5 protein-coding genes and 3 rRNA genes are annotated in these 11289 nt (G+C 65.1%); all 8 read left to right on the forward strand.

What is annotated here, in order from left to right:
- Positions 1 to 17 precede the first annotated feature (17 nt).
- Positions 18 to 1256 (forward strand): argininosuccinate synthase, encoded by a 1239-nt coding sequence (locus tag ACPPVS_RS07505; protein ID WP_426595404.1) that lies wholly within the window; start codon positions 18 to 20, stop codon positions 1254 to 1256.
- Positions 1249 to 2667 (forward strand): argininosuccinate lyase, encoded by a 1419-nt coding sequence (gene argH, locus ACPPVS_RS07510; RefSeq protein WP_426595405.1) that lies wholly within the window; start codon positions 1249 to 1251, stop codon positions 2665 to 2667. The genes ACPPVS_RS07505 and argH overlap by 8 nt, the downstream gene beginning before the upstream one ends.
- Entirely contained in the window at positions 2652 to 3266 is a 615-nt protein-coding gene (locus tag ACPPVS_RS07515) for a uridine kinase (RefSeq protein ID WP_426595406.1), read from the forward strand. The genes argH and ACPPVS_RS07515 overlap by 16 nt, the downstream gene beginning before the upstream one ends.
- Positions 3263 to 3970: a DNA-3-methyladenine glycosylase gene (locus tag ACPPVS_RS07520; protein WP_426595407.1), complete on the forward strand. Its 708-nt coding sequence runs from the start codon at positions 3263 to 3265 to the stop codon at positions 3968 to 3970. The genes ACPPVS_RS07515 and ACPPVS_RS07520 overlap by 4 nt, the downstream gene beginning before the upstream one ends.
- A 56-nt stretch (positions 3971 to 4026) precedes the next feature.
- Positions 4027 to 5289, forward strand: a complete 1263-nt coding sequence (gene tyrS / locus ACPPVS_RS07525) for a tyrosine--tRNA ligase (protein WP_426595408.1) — start codon at positions 4027 to 4029, stop codon at positions 5287 to 5289.
- A 632-nt stretch (positions 5290 to 5921) separates the two neighbouring features.
- Positions 5922 to 7443 (forward strand): 16S ribosomal RNA (locus ACPPVS_RS07530).
- A gap of 453 nt (positions 7444 to 7896) precedes the next feature.
- Positions 7897 to 11004: ribosomal RNA gene (locus ACPPVS_RS07535) — 23S ribosomal RNA — on the forward strand.
- An 82-nt stretch (positions 11005 to 11086) separates the two neighbouring features.
- A 5S ribosomal RNA gene (rrf, locus tag ACPPVS_RS07540) occupies positions 11087 to 11203 on the forward strand.
- Together the 16S, 23S and 5S rRNA genes form the textbook arrangement of a ribosomal RNA operon.
- Positions 11204 to 11289: the final 86 nt, after the last annotated feature.

The following is an 11289-nucleotide window of genomic DNA, read 5'->3' on the forward strand; positions in this document are numbered from 1 at the left end:
CAGAAGAGAGACCTTTCATGACTCAGCGCGTCGTCCTCGCCTACTCCGGCGGCCTGGACACCTCCGTCGGAATCGGCTGGATCGCCGAGGCGACCGGTGCCGAGGTCATCGCCGTCGCGGTCGACGTCGGCCAGGGCGGCGAGGACCTGAACGTCATCCGCCAGCGCGCGCTCGACTGCGGCGCGGTCGAGGCGTACGTCGCCGACGCCCGAGACGAGTTCGCCAGCGAGTACTGCATGCCCGCGCTCAAGGCGAACGCGCTCTACCTGGACCGCTACCCGCTGGTCTCGGCCCTGTCCCGCCCGGTGATCGTCAAGCACCTCGTGCGGGCCGCCAAGCAGTTCGGTGCGACCACCGTGGCGCACGGCTGCACCGGCAAGGGCAACGACCAGGTCCGTTTCGAGGTCGGCATCACCTCGCTGGCCCCCGACCTGACGTGCCTCGCGCCCGTCCGCGACCTGGCGCTGACCCGCGACAAGGCCATCGAGTTCGCCACCCGCAACGCGTTGCCCATCGAGACCACCAAGCACAACCCGTTCTCGATCGACCAGAACGTGTGGGGCCGCGCGGTCGAGACCGGCTTCCTCGAGGACATCTGGAACGGCCCGACCAAGGACGTCTACACCTACACCGACGACCCGACGTTCCCGCCGGTCGCCGACGAGGTCATCGTCACGTTCGAGGCCGGCGTCCCCGTCGCGCTCGACGGCATCCCGGTGACCCCGCTGCAGGCGATCCAGGAGATGAACCGCCGCGCCGGCGCCCACGGCGTCGGCCGGATCGACATCGTCGAGGACCGCCTGGTCGGCATCAAGTCGCGCGAGGTCTACGAGGCGCCGGGCGCGATGGCGCTCATCGCCGCGCACCAGGAGCTCGAGAACGTCACCGTCGAGCGCGAGCAGGCCCGGTTCAAGCGCACCGTCGCCCAGCGCTGGACCGAGCTCGTCTACGACGGCCAGTGGTTCTCGCCGCTGAAGAAGTCGCTCGACGTCTTCGTCGACGACACCCAGCGGTACGTCTCCGGCGACGTGCGCATCGTCCTGCACGGCGGCCGCGCCACCGTCACGGGCCGTCGTTCGGACGCGAGCCTGTACGACTTCAACCTCGCCACCTACGACACGGGCGACACCTTCGACCAGGCCGCGGCGAAGGGCTTCATCGAGATCTACGGCCTCAGCTCCAAGCTCGCCGCCGCGCGCGACGTCCGGTTCGGCAACGGCGTCGACCTCGGCTCGCAGGGCGGGATCAGTGGCTGACCAGCCGCTCGCCCTCTGGGGCGGCCGCTTCGCCTCCGGGCCGGCGGCCGCCCTGGCGGAGCTGTCCCGGTCGACGCACTTCGACTGGCGGCTGGCCGACGTCGACATCTCGGGTTCGGTCGCGCACGCGCACGTCCTGCACGCGGCGGGTCTGCTCTCCGACGACGAGGTCGCGACGATGGTCGACGCCCTCGAGGTGCTGCGGGCCGACGTGGCCAGCGGCGCCTTCGGTCCGGGTCCCGACGACGAGGACGTGCACACGGCGTTGGAGCGCGGGCTCATCGAGCGCGCCGGCGCGGACGTCGGCGGCAAGCTGCGGGCGGGCCGCTCGCGCAACGACCAGATCGCCACGCTGGTACGGATGTACCTGCGTCGCGAGGCGCGTTCGCTCGCGGGACTCGTCCTGGACCTGGTCGACGCTCTGACCGAGCAGGCCGCCGCCGCGGGGGACGCCCCGATGCCGGGCCGCACCCACCTGCAGCACGCCCAGCCCGTCCTGCTCGCGCACCACCTGCTCGCGCACGCGTGGCCGCTGATGCGCGACGTCGACCGCTGGATCTCCTGGGACGCGCGGGCGGCGCGGTCGCCCTACGGGTCCGGAGCGCTCGCGGGATCGTCGCTCGGTCTCGACCCGGCGGCCGTCGCGCGCGAGCTCGGCTTCGACGGTCCGGTCGAGAACTCGATCGACGGCACGGCGTCGCGCGACGTCGTCGCGGAGTTCGCGTTCGTGGCCGCCATGCTGGCGGTGGACGTCTCGCGGCTCGCCGAGGAGGTCATCCTCTGGTCGACCAAGGAGTTCGGGTTCGTGCGTCTGCATGACGCCTACTCCACGGGCTCGAGCATCATGCCGCAGAAGAAGAACCCCGACATCGCCGAGCTCGCGCGCGGCAAGGCGGGCCGCCTGATCGGCGACCTGACCGGGCTGCTCACCACCCTCAAGGGCCTCCCGCTCGCCTACAACCGTGACCTGCAGGAGGACAAGGAGCCCGTCTTCGACCAGGTCGACCAGCTCACCATCCTCCTGCCGGCGTTCGCGGGGATGATCGCCACGCTCACGTTCGACACCGCGCGGATGGCGTCGCTCGCACCGCAGGGGTTCTCGCTGGCGACGGACATCGCCGAGTGGCTCGTGCGCCAGGGCGTTCCGTTCCGCGTGGCCCACGAGGTCGCGGGCGCGTGCGTCCGCGAGTGCGAGGCGCACGAACCGCCGATCGAGCTGTGGGACCTGACCGACGACGAGCTCGCGGCCATCTCGCCGCACCTGACCCCGGGCGTCCGCGACGTCCTCACGGTCGAGGGGTCGCTGGCGTCCCGCTCCGCGGTCGGGGGCACGGCGCCCACCGCCGTGGCGGCGCAGCTCGTCGACGCGCGCGGCCGGGCGCAGGACCTGCGGGCGTGGACGACCTCCTGACCGCGCCCGCCCAGATCGTCGCGACGGCGCTGGCCAGGGCCCCGCGGCTCGGACCGGTCCGCGTGGTCTGCGTCGACGGTCCCGCGGGGTCCGGCAAGACCACGGTGGCGGCCGCCATCGTTGCCGCCGCGGGCCCGACGTCGTCCGTGGTGCACCTCGACGACCTGTACGAGGGCTGGTCCGGGCTGGAGGGCTCGCTGTGGCCGCGCCTCGCGGCGCAGGTCCTCGAACCGCTGCGCCGCGGTCGTCCCGGTCGGTTCCAGCGGTACGACTGGCCGTCCGGGGCGTTCGCGGACTGGATCGACGTCCCCGTGCCGTCCCTGCTCGTGCTCGAGGGCTGCGGCTCGGCGCGGCGGGCGGCCGAGCCGGTCGCTGTCGTGCAGGTGTGGGTCGAGGCCGACGACGAGCTGCGCCTCGAGCGGGGGCTCGCGCGGGACGGGTCGGCCGCCCGGGCGCACTGGCTGACCTGGATGGCCGACGAGGCTGCGCACTTCGCCCGGGAGGGCACGCGCGAGCGTGCGGATCTGCGGCTGGACGCGTTCGGCGCGGTGATACCCGACCACGGGAGCCAGGTCACGTACGGCAGGATGGACGCGTGAGCGCGACGCCCGACCACCGACCCGAGCCGCCGGACGCCTCCGACCCGCGCGCGTTCCTCGTCGTCCCGGCGCGCGTCTGGTACTCCCGCGAGGTGCACGCGGTCGCCCGCGACCTGCTCGGTGCCTACCTGACCTCCCGTTCGCCCGACGGTGACGTCACGCTGCGGATCACCGAGGTCGAGGCCTACGCCGGTGCCGACGACCCGGGCTCGCACGCCTACCGCGGCCGCACGTCCCGCAACGCGGTGATGTTCGCGGAGCCGGGCCGGCTGTACGTCTACCGCCACCTGGGCCTCCACCACTGCCTGAACATCGTCACCGAGCCCACGGGCAGCCCGTCGGCCGTCCTGCTGCGCGCCGGCGAGATCGTCGAGGGCGTCGACCTGGCATGGCGGCGCCGCGAGGCCGTGGGGGTGGTCGACTCCGAGCGCCAGCTGGCCCGCGGACCCGCCCGGCTGGCGGTCGCCCTCGGCCTCGACCTGCGTGCGAACGGCGCCGACGTGACCGAGTCCGGGGGCGACATCGTGCTGCACCGCCAGCAGGCGGTCACCCTGCCGACGCACAAGTCGGGACCGCGGGTCGGCGTCTCCGGCTCGGGTGGCGAGGGGAACAGGTTCCCGTGGCGCTACTGGCTCACCGACGAACGCACGGTCTCCGCCTACCGGCCGGCGTATCGGTCGCCGACGTCGACAGACGCTCCCTGACGAGCGACGACGTCGGCCCGCGCGTGCTGCCCGCCCTGACTTTCTACGGAGACCTCATGAACCACGTGCTCGACGAGCTCGAGTGGCGCGGGCTGATCGCCCAGACCACCGACCTCGACGCCCTTCGCTCCGCACTCTCCGCGGGACCGGTGCCGCTCTACTGCGGCTTCGACCCGACGGCGCCGAGCCTGCACATCGGCAACCTCGTGCAGATCCTCACCGTCCGCCGCCTGCAGGACGCCGGCCACGTGCCGTTCGCCCTCGTCGGCGGCGCCACGGGCCTGATCGGCGACCCGAAGATGGCGGGGGAGCGCACGCTCAACTCGCCGGACCTCGTCGCGGGCTGGGTGGAGCGGATCCGCCGGCAGATCGAGCCGCTGCTGCGGTTCGACGGGCCGAACGCCGCGACGATGGTCAACAACCTCGACTGGACCGCCCCGCTGTCCGCCATCGACTTCCTGCGCGACGTCGGCAAGCACTACCGCCTGGGCACGATGCTCGCCAAGGACACGGTGGCCCGACGCCTGAACAGCGAGCAGGGCATCAGCTTCACCGAGTTCAGCTACCAGATCCTGCAGGGGATGGACTTCCTGGAGCTGTTCCGTCGCCACGGGATCACGCTGCAGACCGGCGGCAGCGACCAGTGGGGCAACCTCCTGTCGGGCGTCGAGCTGATCCGCAAGGCGGAGGGCGTCGCCGCGCACGCGCTGACCACACCGCTGATCACCAAGGCCGACGGGACCAAGTTCGGCAAGACCGAGACCGGCACGGTATGGCTCGACGCGGAGATGACCTCGCCGTACGCCTTCTTCCAGTTCTGGCTCAACGCCGACGACGCCGACGTGGTCGGCTACCTGAAGGTCTTCACCTTCCTGTCCCGCGACGAGATCGACGCGTTGGCGGCTGCGGTGGCGTCGGCACCGGCCGCGCGTGAGGCGCAGCGCACGCTCGCGTACGAGGTCACCTCGCTCGTGCACGGTTCGGCCGCCGCCGACCAGGTCGTCGCCGCGAGTCAGGCGCTCTTCGGTCGCGGCTCGTTGGCGGACCTGTCGCTGGACGTGCTGGCGGCCGCGGTCGCGGAGCTGCCGTCGGCGCCCGGCAAGGCCGGCGACCAGATCGCGGACCTGCTGGCGGCCACCGGCGTCGTGGCCAGCAAGGGGGCCGCCCGGCGGGCGATCGCCGAGGGGGGTGCGTCGGTGAACAACGCCCGTGTCGCCACCGAGGACGCGGTCCTGGCCGACGCAGACCTGCTCCACGGGCGGTTCGCCGTGCTGCGCCGTGGCAAGCGCACGCTCGCGGTGGTCGACGCCCAGGCGTGACGGTTCGCGACGAACGGGCCCGCGAGCACGTCTCGCGGGCCCGATCGCGTACCTGACCTGCTCAGACGTGTCGCCATGCGACCTGGTGACCGGCGTCACCGCGGCGCGATTTGCCACCCGCCGCAACACGCGCGTAATGTTCTCGATGTCGCCCGAGAGGGAGGAACGGACACCGCGGATCGAACCACGGTGGCTGGTCCCCAAGGGTGGCCACCCCTCGAACGAACTTCACGGTGCTTCGTGCGCCTTGAAGCCGTATGAGGGACGGGCTTCCGGCCTCGCACTCCCCGCCCGAGAGGGTGGCGGAACGCGGCCGAAAAGCCAGGTAAGATTCAGAACGACAAAGCCTCTCGGACGGGTCGAAAGATCCCGAGGAGATGCGCGTCTGTTCCTTGAGAACTCAACAGTGTGCCAAATAGTCGATGCCATATGGCTTGCTATCGATGATGTCTGCGTCCTTTGGGTGTGGGTGTTTGAGGTGGTGGGTCTTGGTTGAGATGGGTGTCTTTCTTTCACCTCCGTGGGAGGGGGCATCCGAACAGCCGAATTGGATTGGTCGGCCGGGTTGAACCGGTTGGCTGTTTCGTTTTGTCGGTTGCCTTGCTGCTTCGGTGGTGGGGTGCCAGTTGACATTTACGGAGAGTTTGATTCTGGCTCAGGACGAACGCTGGCGGCGTGCTTAACACATGCAAGTCGAACGGTGATGGCCAGCTTGCTGGTCTGATCAGTGGCGAACGGGTGAGTAACACGTGAGCAACCTGCCCTTCACTCTGGAATAACCACCGGAAACGGTGGCTAATACCGGATACGAGACGTACACGCATGTGTCGCGTCTGGAAAGATTTATCGGTGAGGGATGGGCTCGCGGCCTATCAGCTTGTTGGTGGGGTAGTGGCCCACCAAGGCGACGACGGGTAGCCGGCCTGAGAGGGCGACCGGCCACACTGGGACTGAGATACGGCCCAGACTCCTACGGGAGGCAGCAGTGGGGAATATTGCACAATGGGCGCAAGCCTGATGCAGCGACGCCGCGTGGAGGATGACGGCCTTCGGGTTGTAAACTCCTTTCAGCAGGGAAGAAGCGAAAGTGACGGTACCTGCAGAAGAAGCGCCGGCTAACTACGTGCCAGCAGCCGCGGTAATACGTAGGGCGCAAGCGTTGTCCGGAATTATTGGGCGTAAAGAGCTCGTAGGCGGTTTGTCGCGTCTGCTGTGAAAACCTAAGGCTCAACCTTGGGCTTGCAGTGGGTACGGGCAGACTAGAGTGCGGTAGGGGTGACTGGAATTCCTGGTGTAGCGGTGGAATGCGCAGATATCAGGAGGAACACCGATGGCGAAGGCAGGTCACTGGGCCGCAACTGACGCTGAGGAGCGAAAGCATGGGGAGCGAACAGGATTAGATACCCTGGTAGTCCATGCCGTAAACGTTGGGCACTAGGTGTGGGGCTCATTCCACGAGTTCCGTGCCGCAGCAAACGCATTAAGTGCCCCGCCTGGGGAGTACGGCCGCAAGGCTAAAACTCAAAGAAATTGACGGGGGCCCGCACAAGCGGCGGAGCATGCGGATTAATTCGATGCAACGCGAAGAACCTTACCAAGGCTTGACATACACCGGAAAAGTGCAGAGATGTGCTCCCCGTAAGGTCGGTGTACAGGTGGTGCATGGTTGTCGTCAGCTCGTGTCGTGAGATGTTGGGTTAAGTCCCGCAACGAGCGCAACCCTCGTCCCATGTTGCCAGCGGGTTATGCCGGGGACTCATGGGAGACTGCCGGGGTCAACTCGGAGGAAGGTGGGGATGACGTCAAATCATCATGCCCCTTATGTCTTGGGCTTCACGCATGCTACAATGGCCGGTACAAAGGGCTGCGATACCGCGAGGTGGAGCGAATCCCAAAAAGCCGGTCTCAGTTCGGATTGGGGTCTGCAACTCGACCCCATGAAGTCGGAGTCGCTAGTAATCGCAGATCAGCAACGCTGCGGTGAATACGTTCCCGGGCCTTGTACACACCGCCCGTCAAGTCACGAAAGTCGGTAACACCCGAAGCCAGTGGCCCAACTCGTAAGAGAGGGAGCTGTCGAAGGTGGGACTGGCGATTGGGACTAAGTCGTAACAAGGTAGCCGTACCGGAAGGTGCGGCTGGATCACCTCCTTTCTAAGGAGCATCTGGCATCAGGTCGTCCTGTCATGGGGTGGCTGTGGTGTCCAGGCCCGTTGTCCCTGCCGAACGAGTGGGGGACGGTGCTCGAGGGTGGAACATCGACTGTGGCCGGCTCTTCGAGCTGGTGGCGCCTAGTACGCCGCAACCCTTCGGGGTTCGGGTGGGAACGGTGGCTGCTGGGGTTGGGGGTCGGCTGGGCACGCTGTTGGGTCCTGAGGGAACAGCCGGAAGGTTGTTCGTTCAGGGTCGCTACGGATCTGGGTCTGCGCTTGCGAGCGTGGGGCGGGTTCGGGGGACTGCGGGCTGGTACCGCTCGGTCGAACCGCTCAGGCGATCAACGCTGCAAGGTGTTGGTGGTGGGGGTAGGCGCTGGGGTGAGGGTGTCAGTACCGGTCGTAGCTTGAGAACTGCACAGTGGACGCGAGCATCTTTTTGAATGATCTTTGTGGTCAAGTTTATAAGGGCACAGGGTGGATGCCTTGGCACTAGGAGCCGAAGAAGGACGTTGTAGCCTGCGATAAGCCTCGGGGAGTTGGCAAACGAACCGTGATCCGAGGATGTCCGAATGGGGAAACCCCGCACGAGTCATGTCGTGTGACCCGCACCTGAATATATAGGGTGTGTGGAGGGAACGGCGGGAAGTGAAACATCTCAGTACCGCCAGGAAGAGATATTCCGTGAGTAGTGGCGAGCGAAAGCGGATCAGGCCAAACCGTGTACGTGTTCAAGCCGGCAGGCGTTGCGTGCACGGGGTTGTGGGACCTTTCCGTTGGATCTGCCGATCCGACAGGGAGTCAGAAAGTCGCGTCATAGTCGAAGGGCATTGAAAGGCCCGGCACAGAGGGTGTGACCCCCGTAGACGAAATGGCGTGGCCTCCCGAAGGGGATCCCAAGTAGCTCCGGGCCCGAGAAACCTGGAGTGAATCTGCACAGACCACTGTGTAAGCCTAAATACTACCTAGTGACCGATAGCGGACAAGTACCGTGAGGGAAAGGTGAAAAGTACCCCGGGAGGGGAGTGAAATAGTACCTGAAACCGTGTGCCTACAATCCGTTGGAGCCTCCCTAGCAGGGGTGACAGCGTGCCTTTTGAAGAATGAGCCTGCGAGTTAGTGGTACGTGGCGAGGTTAACCCGTGTGGGGAAGCCGTAGCGAAAGCGAGTCCGAATAGGGCGTCTCAGTCGCGTGCTCTAGACCCGAAGCGGAGTGATCTAGCCATGGGCAGGTTGAAGCGCGGGTAAGACCGCGTGGAGGACCGAACCCACCAGGGTTGAAAACCTGGGGGATGACCTGTGGTTAGGGGTGAAAGGCCAATCAAACTCCGTGATAGCTGGTTCTCCCCGAAATGCATTTAGGTGCAGCGTCACGTGTTTCTTGCCGGAGGTAGAGCTACTGGATAGCCGATGGGCCCCACCAGGTTACTGACGTTAGCCAAACTCCGAATGCCGGTAAGCCAGAGCGTGGCAGTGAGACTGCGGGGGATAAGCTCCGTAGTCGAGAGGGAAACAGCCCAGACCACCAGCTAAGGCCCCTAAGCGTATGCTAAGTGGGAAAGGATGTGGAGTTGCACAGACAACCAGGAGGTTGGCTTAGAAGCAGCCACCCTTGAAAGAGTGCGTAATAGCTCACTGGTCAAGTGATTCCGCGCCGACAATGTAGCGGGGCTCAAGTATACCGCCGAAGCTGTGGCATTCACACATCGCTAAGCCTTCGTGGTTCAGGCGTGTGGATGGGTAGGGGAGCGTCGTGTGGGCAGTGAAGTCGCGGGGGAACCCAGCGGTGGAGCCCACACGAGTGAGAATGCAGGCATGAGTAGCGAATGACGGGTGAGAAACCCGTCCGCCGAATGACCAAGGGTTCCAGGGCCAGGCTAATCCGCCCTGGGTAAGTCGGGACCTAAGGCGAGGCCGACAGGCGTAGTCGATGGACAACGGGTTGATATTCCCGTACCGGCGAAGAACCGCCCATACCGAGCCCGGTGATGCTAAACGCCCGAAGCACCGCATCGTCCCTTCGGGGACACCGTGGTGTAGAGCGCGTGACCCGAACCGGTAGTAGGTAAGCGTATTAACAGGGGTGACGCAGGAAGGTAGCCGAGCGTGGCGATGGTAGTCCACGTCTAAGGTCGTAGGGTGAGGTGTAGGCAAATCCGCACCTCGTGAAGCCTGAGAGCTGACAGTGACCGCGAATGCGGGAAATCGGTGATCCTATGCTGCCAAGAAAAGCCTCGACGCGAGGTTCTAGCCGCCCGTACCCCAAACCGACTCAGGTGGTCAGGTAGAGAATACCAAGGCGATCGAGAGAATCGTGGTTAAGGAACTCGGCAAAATGCCCCCGTAACTTCGGGAGAAGGGGGGCCTGAAGCGTGAACCGACTTGCTCGGGGAGCGTGAAGGGCCGCAGAGACCAGGGAGAAGCGACTGTTTACTAAAAACACAGGTCCGTGCGAAGTCGCAAGACGATGTATACGGACTGACGCCTGCCCGGTGCTGGAAGGTTAAGAGGACGGGTCAGCCGCAAGGCGAAGCTCAGAATTTAAGCCCCAGTAAACGGCGGTGGTAACTATAACCATCCTAAGGTAGCGAAATTCCTTGTCGGGTAAGTTCCGACCTGCACGAATGGCGTAACGACTTCTCCGCTGTCTCAACCGCGAACTCGGCGAAATTGCACTACGAGTAAAGATGCTCGTTACGCGCAGCAGGACGGAAAGACCCCGGGACCTTTACTATAGTTTGGTATTGGTGTTCGGTGCGGCTTGTGTAGGATAGGTGGGAGACTGTGAAGCCGGCACGCCAGTGTCGGTGGAGTCAACGTTGAAATACCACTCTGGTCGCTCTGGATATCTAACCTCGGTCCGTGATCCGGACTAGGGACAGTGCCTGATGGGTAGTTTAACTGGGGCGGTTGCCTCCTAAAATGTAACGGAGGCGCTCAAAGGTTCCCTCAGCCTGGTTGGCAATCAGGTGGCGAGTGCAAGTGCACAAGGGAGCTTGACTGTGAGACTGACAGGTCGAGCAGGGACGAAAGTCGGAACTAGTGATCCGGCGGTGGCTTGTGGAAGCGCCGTCGCTCAACGGATAAAAGGTACCCCGGGGATAACAGGCTGATCTTGCCCAAGAGTCCATATCGACGGCATGGTTTGGCACCTCGATGTCGGCTCGTCGCATCCTGGGGCTGGAGTAGGTCCCAAGGGTTGGGCTGTTCGCCCATTAAAGCGGTACGCGAGCTGGGTTTAGAACGTCGTGAGACAGTTCGGTCCCTATCCGCTGCGCGCGCAGGAAACTTGAGAAGGGCTGTCCCTAGTACGAGAGGACCGGGACGGACGAACCTCTGGTGTGCCAGTTGTTCCGCCAGGAGCACGGCTGGTTGGCTACGTTCGGAAGGGATAACCGCTGAAAGCATCTAAGCGGGAAGCCTGCTTCAAGATGAGGTTTCCATGGGGACTTGATCCCCGAGAGGCTCCCAGCTAGACCACTGGGTAGATAGGCCGGATGTGGAAGAGGGGACGAAAGACCCTCGCAGCTGACCGGTACTAATAAGCCGACAACTTCATCACATTCATTCAAGTCAATGTGCTACGCGTCCACTGTGCGGTTCCCGAGAGACGAACGGGAACCCGTTTGACAACTCGACAACGTTACGGCGGTCATAGCGAAGGGGAAACGCCCGGTCCCATTCCGAACCCGGAAGCTAAGCCCTTCAGCGCCGATGGTACTGCACTCGCCAGGGTGTGGGAGAGTAGGACGCCGCCGGACATCATTCAGGAAAGCCACCCCTCCGGGGGTGGCTTTTCCTGTTTCCACCAGCACACCTGCGCGCAACGTCGGGCGTATCGAGAATC

The sequence above is a fragment of the Cellulomonas sp. McL0617 genome (assembly GCF_049994875.1).
Classification (GTDB): domain Bacteria; phylum Actinomycetota; class Actinomycetes; order Actinomycetales; family Cellulomonadaceae; genus Cellulomonas.

Coding starts and splice junctions, on each gene's coding strand:
- ACPPVS_RS07505 (WP_426595404.1), top strand. CDS start 18: ATGACTCAGCGCGTCGTCCTCGCCTACTCCGGCGGCCTGGACACCTCC.
- tyrS (WP_426595408.1), top strand. CDS start 4,027: ATGAACCACGTGCTCGACGAGCTCGAGTGGCGCGGGCTGATCGCCCAG.